Source organism: Selenomonas sp. oral taxon 136, from assembly GCF_001554015.1.
In the GTDB taxonomy this organism is placed as follows: Bacteria; Bacillota; Negativicutes; order Selenomonadales; family Selenomonadaceae; genus Centipeda; species Centipeda felix.
Genome location: NZ_CP014239.1, coordinates 1,699,312 through 1,719,581, shown reverse-complemented (window position 1 = coordinate 1,719,581; position 20,270 = coordinate 1,699,312). Strand labels below are relative to the sequence as shown.

The 20,270-nt window shown below is 59.5% G+C and carries 14 protein-coding genes, 2 tRNA genes and 1 pseudogene; 1 reads left to right on the top strand and 16 read right to left on the bottom strand.

Translation table 11 applies throughout. The annotated features are described in order from the left end of the window. Positions 1-65: 65 nt before the first annotated feature. The 5 genes from AXE86_RS08195 to motA form a co-directional block, all read right to left on the bottom strand. The gene (locus tag AXE86_RS08195; RefSeq protein ID WP_061946173.1) at positions 66-1,091 is read right to left on the bottom strand and encodes a branched-chain amino acid aminotransferase; all 1,026 of its coding nucleotides are present in this window, start codon (positions 1,089-1,091) and stop codon (positions 66-68) included. 234 nt (positions 1,092-1,325) lie between these two features. Beyond that, a complete protein-coding gene (locus AXE86_RS08190) occupies positions 1,326-2,879 on the bottom strand; it encodes a bifunctional ADP-dependent NAD(P)H-hydrate dehydratase/NAD(P)H-hydrate epimerase (protein WP_061946171.1) in 1,554 nt (517 codons plus the stop codon). Next, on the bottom strand, positions 2,879-3,253 hold the full coding sequence (gene acpS / locus AXE86_RS08185; RefSeq protein WP_061946169.1) for a holo-ACP synthase: 375 nt from the start codon (positions 3,251-3,253) through the stop codon (positions 2,879-2,881). The genes AXE86_RS08190 and acpS overlap by 1 nt, the downstream gene beginning before the upstream one ends. Before the next feature lie 87 nt (positions 3,254-3,340). Then, positions 3,341-4,261, bottom strand: a complete 921-nt coding sequence (locus AXE86_RS08180; protein ID WP_061946167.1) for a flagellar motor protein MotB — start codon at positions 4,259-4,261, stop codon at positions 3,341-3,343. A 1-nt stretch (position 4,262) separates the two neighbouring features. Next, positions 4,263-5,054 carry a flagellar motor stator protein MotA gene (gene motA / locus AXE86_RS08175; protein ID WP_061946973.1) on the bottom strand — a complete coding sequence of 264 codons (792 nt, stop codon included), beginning with the start codon at positions 5,052-5,054 and terminating at the stop codon, positions 4,263-4,265. A 227-nt stretch (positions 5,055-5,281) separates the two neighbouring features. Between motA and AXE86_RS08170 the strand changes: the two genes are divergently transcribed. Next, positions 5,282-6,181 carry a LysR family transcriptional regulator gene (locus tag AXE86_RS08170; RefSeq protein ID WP_061946165.1) on the top strand — a complete coding sequence of 300 codons (900 nt, stop codon included), beginning with the start codon at positions 5,282-5,284 and terminating at the stop codon, positions 6,179-6,181. Positions 6,182-6,342: 161 nt separating this feature from the next. On the opposite strand, the gene AXE86_RS08165 is transcribed toward AXE86_RS08170, so the two are convergent. The 11 genes and pseudogenes from AXE86_RS08165 to dhaL form a co-directional block, all read right to left on the bottom strand. Then, entirely contained in the window at positions 6,343-7,686 is a 1,344-nt protein-coding gene (locus AXE86_RS08165) for an anaerobic C4-dicarboxylate transporter (RefSeq protein WP_039981368.1), read from the bottom strand. Between the two features lie 360 nt (positions 7,687-8,046). Next, positions 8,047-10,137: a flagellar hook-basal body complex protein gene (locus AXE86_RS08160; RefSeq protein WP_061946163.1), complete on the bottom strand. Its 2,091-nt coding sequence runs from the start codon at positions 10,135-10,137 to the stop codon at positions 8,047-8,049. Positions 10,138-10,296: 159 nt separating this feature from the next. Next, positions 10,297-10,674: a TIGR02530 family flagellar biosynthesis protein gene (locus AXE86_RS08155; protein ID WP_050341553.1), complete on the bottom strand. Its 378-nt coding sequence runs from the start codon at positions 10,672-10,674 to the stop codon at positions 10,297-10,299. 110 nt (positions 10,675-10,784) lie between these two features. Further along, positions 10,785-11,588 carry a class I SAM-dependent methyltransferase gene (locus AXE86_RS08150; protein ID WP_061946161.1) on the bottom strand — a complete coding sequence of 268 codons (804 nt, stop codon included), beginning with the start codon at positions 11,586-11,588 and terminating at the stop codon, positions 10,785-10,787. Beyond that, the gene (gene mutL / locus AXE86_RS08145) at positions 11,585-13,453 is read right to left on the bottom strand and encodes a DNA mismatch repair endonuclease MutL (protein WP_061946159.1); all 1,869 of its coding nucleotides are present in this window, start codon (positions 13,451-13,453) and stop codon (positions 11,585-11,587) included. Before mutL ends, AXE86_RS08150 begins: the two co-directional genes overlap by 4 nt. Further along, the gene (gene mutS, locus AXE86_RS08140) at positions 13,450-16,032 is read right to left on the bottom strand and encodes a DNA mismatch repair protein MutS (protein ID WP_061946157.1); all 2,583 of its coding nucleotides are present in this window, start codon (positions 16,030-16,032) and stop codon (positions 13,450-13,452) included. The genes mutL and mutS overlap by 4 nt, the downstream gene beginning before the upstream one ends. A 305-nt stretch (positions 16,033-16,337) precedes the next feature. Beyond that, a pseudogene (gene miaB, locus AXE86_RS08135) lies at positions 16,338-17,650 on the bottom strand (tRNA (N6-isopentenyl adenosine(37)-C2)-methylthiotransferase MiaB). 75 nt (positions 17,651-17,725) lie between these two features. After that, positions 17,726-17,799 (bottom strand) — tRNA-Cys (locus AXE86_RS08130). 6 nt (positions 17,800-17,805) lie between these two features. Beyond that, positions 17,806-17,880: transfer RNA gene (locus AXE86_RS08125), tRNA-Gly, on the bottom strand. A 100-nt stretch (positions 17,881-17,980) separates the two neighbouring features. Beyond that, on the bottom strand, positions 17,981-19,459 hold the full coding sequence (gene gltX, locus AXE86_RS08120) for a glutamate--tRNA ligase (RefSeq protein ID WP_071884712.1): 1,479 nt from the start codon (positions 19,457-19,459) through the stop codon (positions 17,981-17,983). 65 nt (positions 19,460-19,524) lie between these two features. Next, positions 19,525-20,148, bottom strand: a complete 624-nt coding sequence (dhaL, locus tag AXE86_RS08115; RefSeq protein ID WP_039981364.1) for a dihydroxyacetone kinase subunit DhaL — start codon at positions 20,146-20,148, stop codon at positions 19,525-19,527. Positions 20,149-20,270 lie beyond the last annotated feature (122 nt).

Below are 20,270 nucleotides of genomic sequence, written 5' to 3'. Positions count from 1 at the left end.
TCAAGGAAATGCTGATAAAATGAAATCCGTCAGATTGGTGCTGAATTTATCCGTGCTTCCTAAAATTAGCAGATCTTGCGGATCCACCCCTCCGGTGCCTCCACCGTACCGAGCTGAATGCCGCGCAGCGTATCGTAGAGCTTCTGCAGCACGGGCCCCATGTGCTCCATGCCGCTCGGGAATGCGATCACCTGGTCGCCGTGCGTCACCGAGCCGACGGGAGAGATCACTGCCGCCGTACCGCAGAGCCCGCACTCTGCAAAGTCATTCAGCTCCTCGAACGCCACGGGGCGATGCTCCACCTTCAGCCCGAGCACGTGCTCTGCGATGTAGACGAGCGAGCGGCGCGTCACAGACGGCAGGATCGACGGTGACTTCGGCGTCACCACTGTGCCATCCTTCTTGATGAAGAGGAAGTTTGCTCCGCCCGTCTCCTCGACATGCGTGCGTGTCGCCGCATCGAGGAACATATTCTCGTCGAACCCTGCCGCATGTGCGGCCATATAGGCGTGCAGGCTCATCGCATAGTTCAGCCCCGCCTTGATATGGCCCGTGCCATGGGGAGCCGCACGGTCAAACGCACTCACGCAGAGGCGGATCGGCTTGATGCCGCCCTTGAAGTACGAGCCCACGGGCGTCGCGAAAAGGCGAAACTGATATTCATCGGCGGGCTTTACACCGATGACCTCGCCCGACGCGAAGATAAAGGGGCGCAGGTAGAGCGACGCATCCGTACCGTAGGGCGGAACGTAGTCACGGTTCGCCTTGACCACCGCATCGACCGCCTCTAGGAAGCGCTCCTTCGGAAAGGACGGCATCTCCAGATACGCTGCCGAGTCATACATGCGCGCTGCATTGAGATCAGGACGGAACGTCACAATATGCCCGTCCACCGTCTCATAGGCCTTCAGCCCCTCAAAGACCTCCTGGCAGTACTGCAGAATCCCCGCACACTCGCTGATCGCGACCGTTGCGTCGGAGGTCAGACCTCCCTTGTCCCACGTCCCATTCGCATAGTTCGACACATAACGCTGCGGCAGAGAACGATAGGCAAACCCCAAATTCTCCCAGTCCAAATCCGCCTTTGCCATAAAAAGTGCCCCCTTCTTTCAAAATGTACGTCCTATCATAGTACCATCATCCGTCCTTGTCAAATGGATTTAGGAATCGCTGATAAAATGAGGTATGCCAGATTGGCGTAGATTTTTTGTCCGATTGAGGCAGCAAACCGGACGCATAGCGAGGGCTATGTGGAGGATTTGCTAACGAAAAGCGGGCGAAAAAGATACGTCAAGATGGCTGTGCCGATTTTATCAGTGCTTCCTTTACCGCGCCGCATCCAGCTCCCTGCGTGCACGCGGCAGTCGCTTTAGAATATCGCCCGCGATCAGACCGTTTCCGCGCTTCTCGTAGCCGCGATCTCCCGCATATCCGTGCAGCCACACGCCCACAATCGGCGTCATCCCGCTCTCCATCTGGCGCATCAGCCCGACAATCGCGCCCGCGAGCACATCACCTGCGCCCGCCGTCGCCATGCCCGCATTGCCGCAGGTCGTAAAGAACGCATCGCCATCGGGATAGACCACAATGGTGCACGCCCCCTTGACTACAAACACCGCCTGATGATCACGTGCCGCGTCCCGTGCCATGCGGAGCAGATCCTCTGACGTCTCCTCCGTCTCCACGCCGAGGAGCGCGGAAAACTCGCCGAGATGCGGCGTCAGAATCGGCACCTGCGGCAGATCGCGCAGTGCATCGAGATGCCCCGTGAACGCTGCGATCGCATCCGCATCCATCACAAGCGGAGCCTTGACCTCCGCGGCAAAGAGCCGCACAAACTCACCCGTCTCCGCCGCACGCCCAATGCCGGGACCGATGAGCACGGCATCCGCACGCGCCGCGAGCGAGAGCGCCTTCTGCCGCGCATCCTCTCCACCAAAATAGCCCATGCCCTCATCGGGCAGCGGAACGACCATCACCTCGGTCAGCTTCGCAGCCAGAACAGGATAGATGCGCTCGGGCACGGCGAGCGTCACGAGCCCCGCGCCGACGCGCAGTGCCGCCTCTGCTGCGAGTGCCGCCGCCCCCGTCATGCCGAGCGAACCGGCGAGCACGAGAATACGTCCGCACGTCCCCTTGTACGCGTCACGCGCACGCGGCGGCAGCAGCTTTGCCGCTGCATCCTGTGTGATGAGCGACTGCCGCATCCCCTCACCGGCAAGAAGGGCATAGGGGATGCCGATGTCATCGACGAGCAGCTCGCCCGCCGCATTCGCTCCCTGACCGAGGAAGTGCCCCACCTTCGGCAGGCCGAGAGCGAGCGTCCGATCGGCGCGGACGGCGATGGAGGCGATCCGACCCGTATCCGCCTCCACTCCACTCGGAATATCGATGGCAAGCGTTGGCTTGCCCGCTGCATTGATCTCCTCGATCAGGCGCAGTGCCGTCTTGCGGAGCTCTCCCTTGACGCCCGTGCCGAGGATACCATCCACCACCGCATCGGCAAAGCGCAGCGAAACGCGCAGACGATCCCAATCGCGGTCACCCGCAAGAGGACGAATCTCTATGCCCATCGCCCGCAGCGCGCTGTGCATCGCGTGAGCCGCAGGACTGAGACGCTCCTCTGCCCCAATGAAGAACATCTTCACGCGCGCGCCCATATTGATGAGATGTCGCGCCGCAGCAAAGGCGTCACCGCCGTTATTGCCACCGCCCGCAAAGACAGCGAACACCTTGCCTACCGCGCCGCCGATCAACTGCGCTGCCTCCTCGGCCGAGCGCCGCCCCGCATTCTCCATCAGGGCAGCAGCAGGCAGCCCGTAGCTCTCCTCCACTGCGCCGTCGATCCGACGCATATCCTCTGCAAACGATACGTTCATCACTGACCCTCCAATATACAGTAAGCCGTCGCATATTCCTTCTCGTGACTGAGCGTAACCCAGACGCGCGTCACGCCCATCTCCGCCGCACGCGCCGCGAAGAATCCGTGAAGATGCACCTTGGGCGCACCGAGCGCATCGGGCAGAATCTCCACATCGTGGAGCGTACCACCGCGCAGCCCCGTGCCAAACGCCTTCAGCACCGCCTCCTTGCCCGCAAATCGCGCGGCGAGACTTGCAGCGGACCCTGCGCCGCGCTGCATGGCGTAGGCACGTTCAGCGGGCGTATAGACGCGTGCGAGGAAATGCTCCTTCTCTGCCGCACGCGCCACGCGTGCCACGCGGATAATATCACAGCCGACCCCCAGAATCATGACATCTCCTCTATCATAACAGAAAAGGGATTATTGCGCCACGCAATAATCCCTTCAACATTCATGGATACATCCCTGCCGTGCCTGTCAGTGACGCAGCGGCTCGGGCACGACGCCGGGCGACTGCGGTGCCGGGCGCATATCCGTCGACAGCTTGTACGCGTCGCCGGACGCTCCCGCGCTGCCCGCTGCAGGCGCAGCCGTTGTCGGTGCCGTCGTCCCCGTCTTTGGCTCATTGTCGCTGCCGTCGGTCGATGCACCGGAGAAGCGCATACTGCGCGCGATGAACACCTCAACGCGGCGGTTCTGCGCACGCCCCTCCTCCGTATCGTTCGACGCAATCGGACGATACTCGCTGTAGCCGAGCGCACTGAACCGCGCCGGGTTCAGCGAGGGCTGCACTGCCATCACGCCGCGCATCAGGCTGACGGCACGCGCCGAGCTCAGCTCCCAGTTCGACGGATACTGTGCCGTTGCAATCGGCACATTGTCCGTGTGACCGGAGATCGTTACGCGCTCGGGAAGCGAGGCGAGCACCCCTGCGATCACGGGCACGATGCGCTCCGCATCCCCCTGCAGGGCGGCAGAGCCGGAGGCGAAGAGGGCACGCTCCTTCAGGCGGATCATCAGCCCCTCCTCGTTCAGCTCCGTACTCACCTGATCCTGGAGATTGTTCTCCTGAATGTACTGATCGAGCTTCGCCTTTGCCTCCGAGAGGTCATTGTTCTCCTTCATATAGGCGGCATCCGCCGTGTCTGCCCCCGTGGTCACGGTCGCCGAGCTCATCGAGGTCGACGGTCCCATCCCGCTGAAGAACGACGGCCCGCCCATATTGAACGCTGCCGTGAACGCCTGCGCGAGTGCCTGCATCTTCGATGCATCCGTCTGCGACATCGCAAAGAGCGCGATGAAGAGAGCCAGAAGGAGTGTCATGAGGTCGGAATACGGCAGGAGCCAAGCCTCGCCCGCTTCTTCTTCATGGGGCTTTGCATGCTTTTTACGTGCCATATCAGCCCTCTCCCTTCAGTGCCTCACGCTCCGTCTGCGGGATGAACACCATGAGCTTCGCCTCGATGGCCGTCGGCGAGTCGCCTGCCTGGAGTGAGAGAATCCCTTCGATGATCATGCGTTTCTGGCTGACTTCCTGCTCCGATATAATCTTCAGCTTATTCGCGAACGGCATCCAGAGAACGTATCCCGTAAAGATACCCAGAATCGTTGCAACGAACGCCGCTGCGATCGAATGTCCGAGCTTGTCGATATCATTCAGGTTGCCGAGTGCCGCGATCAGACCGACAACCGCACCCAGAACACCCAGCGTCGGTGCGTATGTACCGGCCTGCGTGAACATCGAGCGCCCCTCTGCATGACGCTCCTGCATGATCGCCAGCTCCGCATCGAGAACATCGCCGACGAAGTCCGGATCCATGCCGTCGATGACCATGCCGAGACCCGTGCGGAAGAACGGATCCTGGATCTCCTGCGCCTTGCTCTCGAGGGCGAGGATACCTTCACGGCGCGCAATCTGTGACAGCTCGATGAACTGCTGTACGAGCTGCCCCTTCTCCTGGAGCTGCGGGACTTGGCAGGTTTTCTTGATCAGTTTGGTAAAGTTCCCCAGCTGTTCCATCCGAAATCCGATGAACAAACACGAAAACGTACCGCCGATAATGATCAGGAACGCCGCAGGGTTGTTGAGTGCCGTCAGCGGTGCTCCCTTCAAAATCATACCAACAAAGATCGAGATCACGCCCATGACAAGCCCGATGACTGTTGATTTTTCCAAAACAAAGGCCCCCATTCCATTTCTCGCCGTCGCCGAACGCATACTCGTCTGATCCGTCAGACACACGTCAACATCTTCCTATATTATTCCATAACGCAAGGAAAAATCCTACCTCCTTTTTAAAAAATCTTAAAAAAAGCAAAGAAAAATTTTTTGATAAATTTTTCTTATCCTATCATATATTGGTTAAAGGTATGATATAATGTAGCACGTATAAAGAAAGTTTATTGGAGGGTGATCTTATGGAACTGCGACAGCTCGAGTACTTCCAAATGGCGAGCCGTCTGAAAAACATCACGCGTGCCGCCGAACGTCTGCGCGTCTCCCAGCCGAACATCACTGTCGCGATAAAAAAGCTCGAAAGCGAACTTGGCATCCAGCTCTTTGACCGCAGCCAGAAGCAGCTCTCGCTGACCCCCGAGGGCGCAGTCTTTTTAGAGCGCGTCGAAGTGGCGCTGCGCAACATACAGGATGCCGTCCTCGAGATCAACGACTACAAGCAGCTGCTGAAGGGAACGATCAAAATCGGCATCCCGCCGATGATGGGCGCATATCTGTTTCCCGAGATCTTCTCCAGCTTTCAGCGGCGCTACCCGCATCTCGACGTCTACCTCCACGAGGAGGGTTCGGTCGCCATCCGCGAACAGCTGGAGCGCGACGAGCTGGACTTCGGCATCATCATCATCCCCGAGGCCGCACCCAATCTGCAGCTCCTGCCGATGGCACGCCGTCAGATCGTCTGCTGCGTGCCCGAGCACGGCGACCTTGCTGCACGTAAGGCGATCACCCTGCAGGACGTCGCGGACCACAACCTCATCATGCTGAAGGAGGGCTCCTTCCTGCGGCAGACCATGCTGCAAAAGATGGCTGCGGCAGACATCACACCGAATATCGTGCTCGAGTCGAATCAGGTGGTCACCATTATGGGGCTCGTCGCGAGCGGTGTCGGCAACGCCTTCCTGCTCGACATGATTGCCAGCAGCGCGCACGGCATCCGCGCCCTTCCGCTCGCCAATCCCGTCTACGTCGACGTGGGACTTGCGTGGAAGCGCGACCGCTACATCTCAAATGCCGCGCAGTCCTTCATCGACTTCAGTAAGGACATCCTCCGCCACAGGGACGACGCATCACATACGGAGTAACATCATATTCAAAGAAAAGGGGCGCTGTACGAAGCTAAAAGCTTCGTACAACGCCCTCTTTGTACCCCTTCCACCGCTTACGCGGTCCCCCTTCCCCGTGATAACGGGAAAGGCTTGGGGAATACCGGCATAGCAGCTTCGAGGATATGCAGCAGCTCCTGTTAAAAGAGCAGATGTGCGATCACATAGCCGACGCAGCATCCCGAGGAGACCCCGATCAGTCCGGGGATCATGAACGAATGGTTCAGGATGTACTTGCCGATACGCGTCGTACCCGAGCGGTCAAACCCGATGCACGCAAGATCGGACGGATAGGTCGGCAGGAAGAAGTAGCCGTAGCATGCCGAGATGAACGAAAGGATGAGGATCGGGTCAACCCCGACGTTGATCGCCATCGGCACGACAATCGCAATTGCCGCCCCCTGCGAGTTCACCAATTTCGACGTGAGGAACGCCAGCACGGCGTACGCCCACGGATAAGACTGCACCGCAGCGCCGAGGAACTGCTTGAGGAAGGCAATGTGATTCATGAAATAGGTATCTGCCATCCATGCGACGCCGTAAACCGAGACGAGAGCAACGACACCCGAACGGAAGACCTGCGAGTTGCCGACATCCTTTGCCTTGACCTTGCAGGAAACGAGGATGACTGCACCGACGAGCAGCATGACCATCTGAATGACGACAACCATCGAGATCGCCTTCGGCGCGGCATCCGGTTTCGGCGGGAATTTCGGCAGAAGCTCCGGGAAGTTGCCGAGCACAGCAATCGCAATGATGCCGATGAAGAAGATAATCATCGCACGGTAGTATTCCTTCGGCAGCTCCTTATCGAGGAGGCTCTCCGAGTCACCGTAGACATACTGCTTGTTCTCCGGATCACGGATGAACTCTTGGAAGCGCTCATCCTGGTCAAGATCCTTGCCGCGGCGATAGCTCCAAAGCGCCGCAAAGAACACACCAAGCCCCGTGGCAGGAATGGACACCGAGAGCACCTGGAACACGGTAAAGTCGTGTCCCGACACGGAGAGAAACGCCACCATCGATACGACAGCGACCGAGACCGGCGATGCGCAGATCCCCATCTGCGATGCAACGGACGAGACGGCCATCGGACGCTCGGGGCGGATGCCTTGCTTGATGGCAATATCATAGATGATCGGAAACATCGTATAGACGACGTGCCCCGTGCCGCAGAGCACCGTCAAGAACCACGTCGTCAGCGGCGCGAGAATCGTGACGTGCTTTGGGTTATTGCGCAGGAACTTCTCCGCGTACTTCAGCATGACCGTCAGTCCGCCCGAGGTCTGCAGGAAGCCTGCGCAGGTGACCACCGCAAGGATGATCAGCATCACATCGATCGGCGGCTTCCCCGGCTGATAGCCGAAGATAAACGTGTAGATCACGAGACCGAAGCCGCTGATCACCGCCAGTCCCAATCCACCATGCCGCACGCCGACGATCAGGCAGACGAGCAGGACGATGAATCCCAGCATCATTTCCATGAAAACAACTCCCCCATTCTGCTGCGCAGAGTCCCAACTCTGCACAGGTATAATAACAGCGTGTCTTATTATACATCAGGTATACATCATTAGTAAAGTCTAAGTTTTATAGAGAAAAACTATCTCTCTTTGTTAAGGAATCACTGATAAAATGAACTTCGTCAGATTAGCGTAGATTTTTCGTCCAAACGAAGTGGAAAACGGGACGCAGCGTACTGCTCTGCACTAGATTTCCCGCCGAAATGCGGGCAAAAAAATGCGTCAATGGCTGAATTTATCAGTACCTCCTCAATATCCAAAAACACAGCGAAATAGAAAAGAGTCATCTGTACAGATGACTCTCCGCCTAGCTATATGGCTTTACCGCTTCATATTGATCAGCGTCTCAAGCATCTCATCCGAGACCGTAATCATCTTCGAGTTCGACTGGAAGCCGCGCTGGGTGATGATCATGTCTGAGAACTGATCGGCAAGATCCACGTTCGACATCTCGAGTGCCGAAGTCGTCAGCTCCGTGCCGATATCCGACGCGCCGCTGATCGTACGCGTACCGGAGTTGTTCGACTCCTGATAGAGGTTGCCGCCCATCTTCGTGAGACCGGACGGGTTGTTGAACTGCGCCATCGCGATCTGGGCTTCCTTCTGGCGAACGCCGTTCGTATACGTGCCAGTAATCACGCCCGTACTGTCAATATCGACACTCGCGAGCGTACCTGCCGCATGTCCGTCGGAATCCGCCGCGATCGTCGAGGTACCCGAGTACTGCGTGATGGCAGCGAGGTTCATAGAGACCTGCTGCGGCGCTGCACCGTTCGTATAGGTAAGGTTCAGCGACGCCGAGCCGCTGACATACCCACCCGCCGTATCAAAGTTGAGGTCAGTCTTGGTCAGCGCAACCGTCGTCACCGTGCCGTCCGCCTCAGTGATGTTGAATGTGTCTCCACCACTGCCGAGCGAGAGCGTCCACTTATTGTTCGCAGCCTTCGTATAGACAACAGGAACATCGTGCTTCGCCCCAAGGGAATCGTACACGGTAACCGTTGTCGCTACCGACGGATAGAAGGTATCGCCCGCGTTGTAGGATTTCCCAATCAGACCATCAATAGAGGTTCCACTCTTTGTATTCAGCACAACGCTGGACACGGTCTTGCCGCCATACTCATACGTAGCCTCACGGGTAATTGACGTAATCGTACCATCGCCAGCCGTTCCTAGATGCTCATAAGGCTGTGTGCTACTTGTAATTGGCAGTGGGATAGGTGTATAAGGTGCACCAAGTTCTGCGCTGTTACCATCTGCAGTTGTAATTGTAGCACCAGCATTAGCCGTCAACTCTGCAATCTTAAGCTGCCCAGTATATGTGTCGCCTTGCGCATAAGTAAAACTCGTTGGATTCGGCACACGTATAACTACCTTCGTACCCGGCGTAATATTATTGTCTTCCTTCAGCGTCAAATACACATCAGATGATCCTGGTCCCACACTGCTGACTTTATCGACTGTTCCGCTGATGTTGTACTTTCCTTCATAAGTATACGTCCCAGAAGTCACCCCACTAAGAGTTAAAGGCAACGTCTTAGGAGTCGGCGTTGCTGGCGGTGTGAACACATTGTATATACCAACTGGACTGGAGGGGTTGTTGGTATCCACATTAAGCTTTAAATCAACGGTTCCACCAGTCTTTGCTGTAACGCTTGAGATCGTCGAAGAATAGAGGGGATTTGCAGCGGTTCCTGTCGGTGTAGAACCGACACTTTGTACTGCAGCATTGCTACCAAGGCGAATTTTCTTCCCCGTACTCGTCGTTAGAACAAGCTTACCAACCCCTGTCGGGGCGTAGTTTTGCACCGTACCAGAAGTTCCGTCCGCATAGCGCACGAGGACATTTGCCACCTCATAGCCCGGCGTCGACGCATTGAGGTTCTTCGTATAGGACGCTGTTGCGGTCGTCGTTGCCTCCATGGACTTTCCTGCGGGGATGCGGATCTTCGTCGTGTTGTCGCCCGCGACCGAGATAACGCCGTTGTTTGCCATGTACCCCTGCACATAGAGTCCCGTGCTGGGGATCGTGAGGTTTCCCTCTGCGTCAAACGAGAACGCACCGTTGCGCGTATAAAACTTCTGCTGCCCCTTCGAAACGACGAAGAGACCGTCGCCGCGCGAGATGGCAATGTCCGTATTCTTGCCCGTCTGTTGGACGGAGCCGTTGGTATAGAGGAGGTCAGTCGACGCGACGGACATACCAAGACCAATCTGCTTCGGGTTCACGCCGCCGATTGTTCCGTTTGGAGCGGAGGCACCCGAGAGGTTCTGCGAGATCATATCCGCGAACGTAACGCGGCTCGCCTTGAAGCCCGTCGTGTTGACGTTCGCGATGTTGTTGCCGACGACATCCATGCGTGTCTGATGGCCTTTGAGGCCGGAAACAGCCGAAAACATGGAACGGATCATAATGAATCTCTCCTTTGCCAGTCTGACAGCGCAAAGGAAGAGCCACCTCTGTGATATGCGTACACTCCTCCCTGAGGAAATGCACCGATGGGATGCCCCCGCATCCCGCTGACCGCACCAGTCGCGCGCGGTCAAAAGCCTCCCGTAGGTCCGGCTTCGTCAGATGATGGCTGCACTGTCAATGTTCGTGAAAATACTGTCTGCCGCCGTCACGTCGTCAAGTGCCGTGATGACGGTGCGGTTGGTCACGGAGACGACCATCGCCGTACTGTCCTTCATGTAGATGAGCGCTTCGCGCGCCCCCTTTTCCCTCATGCGGTCAATCGTACTGCCCAGTTTTTCGAGCTCCGTGTTCGTGAGCGTCACACCGCGCCGCTGCAGCCGCTCCTCCGCATGCTGCGAAAAGCGAACGCGTTCTTTCGCCCCTTCCAGTACCTGTGCAAACGATGCGCCGCTGCTGCCCATCGCTCTTCGTCCATGGTCGGTCCCCCTGCTTCCCTGCCCGACCAGCGCCATCGAATCGTCTGCAATTCTCATCATCTCACCTCCTTTTTTGCACAAAAATAAAATGTTCCACCTTGTATATCGGCAGAACATAAAAGAAACTTAAGTACAACTTATGAAATTATTTGGCGGAGTTTAAGGAATCATACCTCCATCACGCCGTAGGCGACGCGGCTGTACTTGCCGCCCGCGAGGTCAGTAAATCCGAGACGGGCGAACTCCCTGCTCCCCTGCCGCTCCTTCATGACGACGCGGCGGCGTGCGACGCGCCGCGCCTCGGCGATCACTTCCGCGGTGAGGGCACGCGCATCGGCGAGGGTGCGCAGGGCATTCATCCCCTCGCTCTCATGAACGGGGCGGCGGAACATCGGGTCAAAGTAGACGGCGTCATAGCTCCCGTCCGCCTGTGCGCGCAAATAGTCCAGCGCATCTGCCGCATGGACGCTGATGCGCCGCATCGCCGCGTGCATCTCGTAGTTATCCCCCGTCGCATGTGCAAGCCCGTCGCCGATCACCGCCGCGATGATGGGATTCGCCTCGAGTGCCGTCACGCTGCCCGCCGCCCCGACGGCAAAGCTCTCGATGATGGCATCCGCCCCCGTGCCGAGCGTGCAGTCGAGGACGCGCATCCCCTCCGTGAGGCCAAGCGCATGGACGAGATGATCGCCCTGTCCGCTTCGCAGATTCTTGATGCGCAGATGCGCCATGCCGGGATGAAAGAAGAGCTCGCCCTCTGCCGTCACCGCCGTCAAGAGACCGCGCCGCGCGACGAGCACGGCATCCACACCGTACGCTGTTCGCATCTCATCGAGCGAGTCACTGCCGCGTGGGACGTTCGGTATGCCGAGCTGAGCCGCCGTCCGCGCCGCAAGTGCACGATTTGCTGCGGCGTATTTCTGCCCGCGCCGCACGGTCGTCACGACGGCACTGACTGTCCCGCGCGTCACAGACCAAACCCCGTGCGCTTGAACATCTTCGCAAGGTCATGCGTACCGAACTTCAGGATCGTCGGACGCCCATGCGGACAGGTAAAGGGAAACGGCGTCGCACGCAGCTCCTCCAAGAGGATCTCCATCTGGCGAATGCTCAGTTCCTCGCCCGCCTTGATCGCCGCACGGCACGCCATCGTCGCAATCCCCGCCTCGCGCAAATTCGCAGGGGTTGCAGCGTGCAGGTCGCCGAGGGATGCGAGGATCTCGCAAATGATGCCCTCCGCCTCCTCCGTCGGGACATCGGTGGGCGTCTCCGTCAGGCGGTAGGTGCGCTCCCCCGCCGCCTCCAGATGAAAGCCGAGGCGATCAAAGAGCTCCGCATTTTCTTCAATATATTGTGCCTCGTGTGCATCGAACGAAAGAATGGCATGCACGAGCATCTGCTGGGAGGGAATCCCATCCGTCTGCGCCGAAAAGCGGTCAAAGAGGATGCGCTCATGCGCCGCATGCTGATCGATGATGTAGAGCGTCGCAGTGCTCTGAGCGATAATGTAGGTAAGGTCGACCTGCCCGATGGGAAGCATTCGCTCCTCCATGGAGATATCGTCCCCCTGCGCCGCCCGCGGTGCAGACGGCACGTCCGAGAACGCCGCACGCTCCTGTGCGCGGGCCTCCTGCACAGCATCCTGTGCCGTACGCAGATCGACACGTGCTCCTGCCCACTGCACGGCCTCGTGGACGGTCTGCGGGTGCGGCGTCGGAGCGGCATAGCCGCGTGCCGGGGCAGAGACAGGCGATGCGGACGGCGTACTCACATCGAGCGGCACTGCTTCGTAGTGGAACTTCGGCTTTTCCACTGCGGCGGCAATCCCCGTCGTCTCTCCTGCCGCGCCGCGAATGGCGTCGAGCACCGCCTTGTAGACTGCCTTAAAAATACGCCCCTCATCCTCAAACTTCATCTCCGTTTTCTGCGGATGCACATTCACATCAATCGTGCGCTGCGGCACGGTAATGACGATGACGGCGAGCGGGAAGCCCATCTTCGGCACGAGGGAGCGGTACACATTGTCGATCGCCTTCGCAATCGCGCGGTTCTGGATCGTCCGCCCGTTGACGATGTAGGTCTGCCACGCGCGGCTGCTGCGAATCAGGGACGGCTTCGAAATATAGCCCGTGATGCGGATATCCGCCGCATCGTCGTAAAAATCCAGCGGAATCAGTGCGCTCGCCGCATCACCGCCGTAGATGCTCCCAATCGTACGGGCGAGGTCTCCGTCTCCCGCCGTCATGATGGTCATGCGGTTGTTGTTGATGAAGCGGAACGCAATGTCGGGGCGTGAGAGTGCGAGGCGGATCACGTAATCGCTGATCTTCCCCGCCTCGGTCGCATTCGTCTTGAGAAATTTCTTGCGCGCGGGTGTGTTGAAGAAAAGATCCTCGACGCGCACACTCGTCCCGACCGCACAGCCCGCGTCCTCAATCATGGGCGTACCGCCGCCGCTGATGTCGACGCGCGTGCCGAGATCATCCGCCGCCTGCCGCGTCAGAAGAGAAAAATGTGACACGGACGCGATCGTCGGCAGCGCCTCGCCGCGAAAGCCGAGGGTCGCAATCGTCTCGAGATCGGAGGCGGCGGCAATCTTGCTCGTCGCATGGCGCAGAATCGCCGCGCGCGCATCCTCTCCGGTCATGCCGCGTCCGTTGTCCGTCACACGGATAAAGCTCGTGCCGCCGCCCATGATCTCGACCTCGACCGCTGTCGCGCCCGCATCCATCGCGTTCTCGACCAGCTCCTTTACGACAGAGGCAGGCCGCTCAACCACCTCGCCTGCCGCGATCTTGTTGATGGTTGCATCGTCCAATACGTGAATCCGTGTCATCCCTCACCCTCCTCCTTTCTCGCCTGTTCCTGCAGACGATAGAGTGTATTCAGTGCCTCAAGCGGCGTCATCGTCATCACATCGAGCGCACGCAGCTCGTCGAGCGTCCCGCCCGCAAAGAGCGACACCATCCCCGCATCGGATGTCTTCTGTACCGACGTCTCCTGCGGTGCGCTCTGCGGCGCAGCCGCCTCCAATGCGTGCAGGATCTCCTCCGCGCGCTCCGTCACGCGCTGCGGCAGACCCGCGAGGCGTGCAACGTGGATGCCGTAAGACTTATCCGCCGCCCCTGCGACGATGCGCCGCAGGAATACGACATTTTTCCCCTTTTCGCGCACGGCAATACAGTAGTTGCGGATGCGCTCGTTCTCCATCTCCGTCAGCTCATGGTAATGCGTCGCAAACAGCGTCTTGGCGTGGATGCGTCCGTCAATATGCTCCACCACCGCGCGCGCGATGCTCATGCCGTCAAAGGTGCTCGTGCCGCGCCCGATCTCGTCGAGAATCACGAGGCTGTCCCTCGTCGCCTCGCGCAGGATCTGTGCGACCTCGTTCATCTCCACCATGAAAGTGCTCTGCCCGCTCACGAGGTCGTCGCTCGCGCCGATGCGCGTAAAGATGCGGTCGACGGGTGCGATCTCCGCCGTACGCGCAGGGACGAAGCTGCCGACCTGCGCCATGAGCGTGAGGAGGGCAACCTGCCGCATATAGGTGGATTTCCCCGCCATGTTGGGCCCCGTGATGAGCATCGTCTCTGTTCCGCCGTGGCTGAGTTCCGTATCGTTTGGGACGAACACATCGCGCTGCAGAATGCGCTCCACCAGCGGATGCCGCCCGTCGCGGATGCGGATGCCGCCGTCTGCGCCCACGGTCGGGCGGACATAGCGGTACGATGCCGCCGCCGCCGCAAGGCTCTGCAGGACATCAACGCGCGCAATCGCACGGGCGACGCCTTGAATCGGCACGAGCTGCTCACGTACGCGCTCGCGCAGCTCTGTGAAGAGATGATACTCAAGGGCGATGATCTTCTCCTCTGCGCCGAGAATCTTCGCCTCGAAGTCCTTCAGCTCCTCCGTGATAAAGCGCTCCGTATTCGCGAGCGTCTGCTTGCGGATATAGCCCTCAGGCACCTGATCGCGCCCGCTGTGGCGCACCTCGATGTAGTAGCCGAACACCTTGTTGTAGCCGATCTTGAGCGTCTTGATGCCCGTCCGCGTGCGCTCACGTTCCTCCATCTCCTGCAGGAGGGACTTGCTGTCATGGGAAAAACGGCGGAGCTCGTCGAGATCGGCATTATAGCCCGCACGGATCATGCCGCCCTCGCGCACCGAGAGCCCCGGCTCATCCACGAGTGCATGCGTAAGCTCGTTACGCAGCGCATCAAAGGTCTCGATCTCCCCTGCCGCACGCACAAGGAGGCGGCTCACTGCCGCTGCGAGGCACGCGCGCACGGCGGGCAGGGCGGCGAGCGAGATGCGCAGAGCGACGAGGTCGCGTGCGTTCGCTGTCTGCGTCTCGATGCGTGTCAGGAGCCGCTCGAAGTCATAGACCGTATGCAGGGCATCGCGCAGGGCATCACGCAGCGTACTCTTTTCCACCAGCTCTGCCACCGCATCCAGCCGTGCATCAATGCGGTGCGGCGTGAGCAGAGGATGTTCCAGCCACGCCTTGAGAAGGCGCGTTCCCATCGGCGTGCGCGTGAAGTCGAGCACGTCAAAGAGGGTATTCTTTTTCCCGCCGTCGCGCAGACTGCGTGTGATCTCAAGATTGCGCAGCGTATAGGTGTCGAGCTGCATCGTCTCCGCCGCATCGAGGAAGGCGAGGCGATTGATCTGCGAGAGATCCGCCATCACCGTCTCATGCAGATAGGTGAGGAGCGCCGCGAGTGCCGCCCGCGCCCCCGCATCGCACGGAATCTCCTCCGCAGGGAAATGCTGCGCGGGAAGTGCCGCATCCGCCTCCCTGCTGACGACGGAGACGGCGCAGTGCGGCAGACGGTGCGCAAGAAAAGCCCGCACCTCATCCGCAAGGGAAAAGCCCTCCGTCAGGAGCAGCTCTGCCGCCATACGGCGATAGAGCTCATCCATGATCTGCTGCGCCGCATGCTCGCCCGCGTAGACGGCATAGAACGCTTCGCCCGTCGTGATGTCCGCGCCCGCGAGGACGAACTGTCCCGGCGCAGGCTCGTGCAGGAGCACGATGTAGATGTTGGACGCATCACGCAGTGCCTCATCGGAGAGCGCCGTGCCCGGCGTGACCACCTTCACTACTTCGCGGTGCGTCAGCCCCTTTGCCTTCGGGTCGCCGATCTGCTCGGCAATCGCCACCTTGAACCCCTTTGCGACGAGACGCGCGATATAGCTGTCCGCCGCATGATAGGGAACGCCGCACATGGGATTCTTCTCGAGATCGCCGCTGCGGCTCGTCAGCGTCAGCCCGAGCTCCTTCGCCGCCACCTTCGCGTCGTCGAAGAACATCTCGTAGAAATCGCCCAGACGAAAGAAAAGAAGCTCGCCCGGATGCGCCTCTTTCGCGGCGAGATACTGCTGCATCATCGGCGTCACATTCTGCGCGTCCATCACAAACCTCCCAAAGCTAACAACATAACAGTTAACGATATAACGCTCCTCGCGAACCCTTAGTTGCGCAAGTGATCGTGTGCTTATTCACCTAAATACCTGCGGATTCCAAACGCGCTTCGCTTGAACGAATAAAATCCGCAGGGGGCGAAACGCACACTTTACTCACTTGCTCCACTAGGGTTCGCCATGGAGCGCTACACCATATAAGCAAATCTACCGAACAACCTTGCCTACGCGCTCCGCCCCATGAGGAAAAGTGTTCGCGTGGAACCCGCCTCCTGTACCGAAAGACTATCAAAAGACTACCGAACAACCTCGCCCTTCAGCACCCAGGTCTGCGGCTGCGTGATCTTCACCTGCACAAAATCGCCCACGCGCTCCGCCCCATGCGGAAAGAGGACAATCTTATTCGTGCGCGTGCGCCCGCTCCACACGGCGGGATCGTTCTTGCTCGCGCCCTCGACCATCACCTCGGCCTGCGCACTGCGCAGCCCCTCATTGATCGCTCGGCTGATCTCGTTCTGCACTGCCATCAAGCGCTCCAGGCGTGCGTGCTTCACCTCATCCGGCACCTGCGCCGCCATTGCTGCGGCAGGCGTGCCCGAGCGCTTCGAGTAAAGGAACGTATACGCCGCGTCATAGCGCATCTCGCGCAGGAAATCCAGTGTCTCTGCGAAGTCCTCCTCCGTCTCCCCGGGAAGCCCACGATGAGATCCGTCGTGAGGCTCGCCCCCGGCAGGGCCTCGCGCACGCGCCGTGCGCGCTCACGGTACTGCTCCACTGTATAGACACGGTTCATCGCCTTCAGGATGCGGTTGCTCCCGTACTGCACAGGCAGATGAATGTGCTCGCAGATATGCGTGCCGTTTTTGATCGTGTCGATCAGCTTATCGCTGATGTCCTTCGGATGCGACGTCATAAAGCGCACGCGGCGAATCCCCTCCACCGCATCCACCATGCGCAGGAGATCGGCAAAATCCGCCTGCCCATGATCTTTCCCGTAGGAGTTGACATTCTGCCCGAGGAGCGTCACCTCGCGATAGCCGTCTGCCGCCGCACGGCGCACCTCCGTCACGACCTCCTCGGGCGTGCGGCTGCGCTCACGTCCGCGCACGTAGGGGACGATGCAATACGTACAGTAATTGTTGCACCCATACATGATCGGCACCCACGCCGAGAGCGTCCCGCCGCGCGCGATGGGCAGATCCTCTTCCACCGCATGCGCATCAAGCGCGACATCCACCACTGGCGCGCGCTCCGCAGCGATCTCAGCGACAATGCGTCCCAGCTCCTGCACCTTGCCCGTACCGAGCACAAAGTCGATGTGCGGTGCGCGGCGCATGAGGTTTTCCCCCTCCTTCTGCGCCATGCAGCCCGTAATCCCAAAGATCAGCTGCGGATGACGTTCCTTGACCTTCTTGATCTCGCCGATCTTCCCGTAGACCTTGTCCTCTGCCGTCTCGCGCACACAGCACGTATTGATGAGGATGACATCGGCATCCGCCGTCTCCTCCGTCCGCACATAGCCCGCCGCCTGCAGCTGTCCCTCCATACGCTCTGCATCGGCGACATTCATCTGACAGCCATAGACTAGGATTTTATACCGTCCCCGCATTCATTTCCCTTTCGCAGCATATAACATAATAACATAAAAAGTCTGGAAGGAATCCTTCCAGACCGCATTTCATATTGGAGGCGACACCCAGAATCGAACTGGGGATAAAGGTTTTGCAGACCTCGGCCTTACCACTTGGCTATGTCGCCGAAAGATGGAGCGGAAAACGAGGCTCGAACTCGCGACCCCCACCTTGGCAAGGTGGTGCTCTACCACTGAGCTACTTCCGCAGATGATCTTCCCGCGCCGCAGTGACGCGACACTTAGACAGTATAGCGATAAACCGTGCCGCTGTCAAGTCCAAAATTTGCAAGGCAGAAATCCATCCCCTCAGCACTCCGCCAGCTGCCGCTGTGCCTCACGCAGACGGCGCAGGCTCTCCTCCTTGCCGAGGATGGCGAGGATCTCCGTCGCGCCGCCCGGCGTGACCTTCTGCCCTGCCGCCGCGATGCGCAGCACCCACATGACTGTGCCTTTCTTCCAGCCCTCACGCTCGATACACTCCTCAAGGAGCGCATAGAGGAGATCGTTATCCCAGTGATCCCCGTCGAGGGCGTCGAGGATGCCGATCAGCTCGGGCAGGAGCTCCGCTGCCGCCGCCGGTGTGACCTTGTTGCGCTTGTTCTCATAGAGCGATGCGTCAAAGGGCGGCAGTGTCACGAAGAACTCAATCTCCGCACGCACATCGCTGAGCCGTGTGACGCGCGTACGCAGGAGACGCGCCATTACATTCCACTGCGCCTCGACCGACGCGGGAAGCTCGCCCGCATAGGGGCGCGCCGCTTCGGCAAACGCCGCATCCGTCATCGCCTTAAAGTACTCGCCGCTCATCCAGCCGAGCTTATCGTAGTCGAACACGGCGGGAGACTTCGACAGCCCCTCCAGCGAGAACGCCTCGATCAGCTCGTCCATCGAGAAAATTTCCTGATTCGTCGTCTTCGGACTCCAGCCGAGAAGCGCGACGTAGTTGACGATCGCGGCGGCGGGATAGCCCATCTTCACGAGATCATCAAAGCTTGTCGCCCCATGCCGCTTGGAGAGCTTGCTCGTCTTGCCCGTCGCGTCGTCCCGCCCCATGACGGGTGCGAGATGGACGAATACGGGTGGCTCCCAGCCGAACGCCTCATAGAGGAGAACGTGCTTCGGCGTGGAGGTGATGAACTCCGCCCCGCGAATGATATGCGACACCTTCATCAGATGATCGTCGATGACATTGGCAAAGTTATATGTCGGCATCCCGTCGCGTTTGAGGAGCACCTGATCCTCGAGCTCCGTGTTCGAGATCGTCACGCTCCCATGCAGGACGTCATAGAACGTCGTCTCACCGACGAGCGGCATCTTCTGCCGAATGACGTACGCGTCGCCCCGGTCGAGATGCGCCTGCACCTCCTCGGGCGTGAGGTCGCGGCAGGTACGAGGGTAGCCGCCGTAGGACTGTCCGTCCTCTGCCGGTTCTGCCTCCTCCGTCTGATGGCAGAAGCAGCGATAGGCATGCCCCTCCGCCACGAGCTGCTCGGCGTACTGCTTGTAGATCGCCATGCGCTCGCTCTGCACGTATGGACCGAAGTCTCCGCCGATCTCATCGGGTCCCTCGTCGGGGATGATGCCCGCCGCGTCGAGCGTGCGGCGGATGAAGTCCACCGCATCCGCGACGTAGCGGCTGCGGTCGGTATCCTCGATGCGCAGGATGAATGTGCCGTCATTCGCGCGCGCGAACAGATAGCCGTAGAGCGCGGTGCGCAGATTGCCGATGTGCATATAGCCCGTCGGGCTGGGTGCAAAACGCGTGCGAATTTCCGTCTGTGCCAAAATACTTTCCTCCAAAAAACAATCGTGCCGTCACAGGGCGGCACGAATCGACTACGTTATTTCGCTCAGCCGCGCAGATAGCCGCAGAGCGCACGGAACATGATGAGCGAACTCATCGCGCCCGGATCCTCGATGCCGATGCTGCGCGTACCGATGAGTGCCGCACGTCCGCGCCGTGCGGCGATGGTCTTCGTATACTCCGCGCCCGCACGTCCCGCCTCGAGCGCATCCTCCAGACACTCGCGCAGGCTCTTGCCCTCCGCGTTCTCCGGCAGGAATGCGTCGCGAATCGGGATCAGTGTATCGAGCATCGTCTTATCCCCGCGCACGGCCTTTCCGCGCCGCTGGATCGCGTCAATGCCGGCAGAGAACAGCTTTTCAAAGCTCGCCACATCGAGCCGCGTCTTTGCGCCGACCGCCTCGCCCGCGCGTACAAAGGCAATCCCGTAGAGCGGTCCCGCCGCTCCGCCGACATTCTCAATGAACGCACGCCCGATCTCGTGAAGCACCTCTGCGAGCGGCGCGTCCACCGGCAGCTCTGCGAGGCGTTCCTCCGCCGCCGTAAAGCCGCGCGCCATGTTAAGACCGTGGTCGCCGTCTCCCGTCTTGGCGTCCACTGCCGTCAGATAGTCCTTCTGTGCCATGATGGCAGCAATCACTGCATCTACGGCATCACGTATGTTTGCCATTGTCTGCACCGTCTTTCCCTGTTGTCAATGTACTGAGCCTGCCAGTACATTCCATACATTACTCCCATATTCTCATTAGCATTATAGCACGGTATTCTCCATAGGAAAAGAGGAGAGACACA

Excerpts from the sequence above, each read along its gene's own strand:
- AXE86_RS08195 (WP_061946173.1), bottom strand. The coding sequence starts at position 1,091 with ATGGCAAAGGCGGATTTGGACTGGGAGAATTTGGGGTTTGCCTATCGT.
- AXE86_RS08190 (WP_061946171.1), bottom strand. The coding sequence starts at position 2,879 with ATGAACGTATCGTTTGCAGAGGATATGCGTCGGATCGACGGCGCAGTG.
- acpS (WP_061946169.1), bottom strand. The coding sequence starts at position 3,253 with ATGATTCTGGGGGTCGGCTGTGATATTATCCGCGTGGCACGCGTGGCG.
- AXE86_RS08180 (WP_061946167.1), bottom strand. The coding sequence starts at position 4,261 with ATGGCACGTAAAAAGCATGCAAAGCCCCATGAAGAAGAAGCGGGCGAG.
- motA (WP_061946973.1), bottom strand. The coding sequence starts at position 5,054 with ATGGGGGCCTTTGTTTTGGAAAAATCAACAGTCATCGGGCTTGTCATG.
- AXE86_RS08170 (WP_061946165.1), top strand. The coding sequence starts at position 5,282 with ATGGAACTGCGACAGCTCGAGTACTTCCAAATGGCGAGCCGTCTGAAA.
- AXE86_RS08165 (WP_039981368.1), bottom strand. The coding sequence starts at position 7,686 with ATGGAAATGATGCTGGGATTCATCGTCCTGCTCGTCTGCCTGATCGTC.
- AXE86_RS08160 (WP_061946163.1), bottom strand. The coding sequence starts at position 10,137 with ATGATCCGTTCCATGTTTTCGGCTGTTTCCGGCCTCAAAGGCCATCAG.
- AXE86_RS08155 (WP_050341553.1), bottom strand. The coding sequence starts at position 10,674 with ATGAGAATTGCAGACGATTCGATGGCGCTGGTCGGGCAGGGAAGCAGG.
- mutL (WP_061946159.1), bottom strand. The coding sequence starts at position 13,453 with ATGACACGGATTCACGTATTGGACGATGCAACCATCAACAAGATCGCG.
- mutS (WP_061946157.1), bottom strand. The coding sequence starts at position 16,032 with ATGGACGCGCAGAATGTGACGCCGATGATGCAGCAGTATCTCGCCGCG.
- dhaL (WP_039981364.1), bottom strand. The coding sequence starts at position 20,148 with ATGGCAAACATACGTGATGCCGTAGATGCAGTGATTGCTGCCATCATG.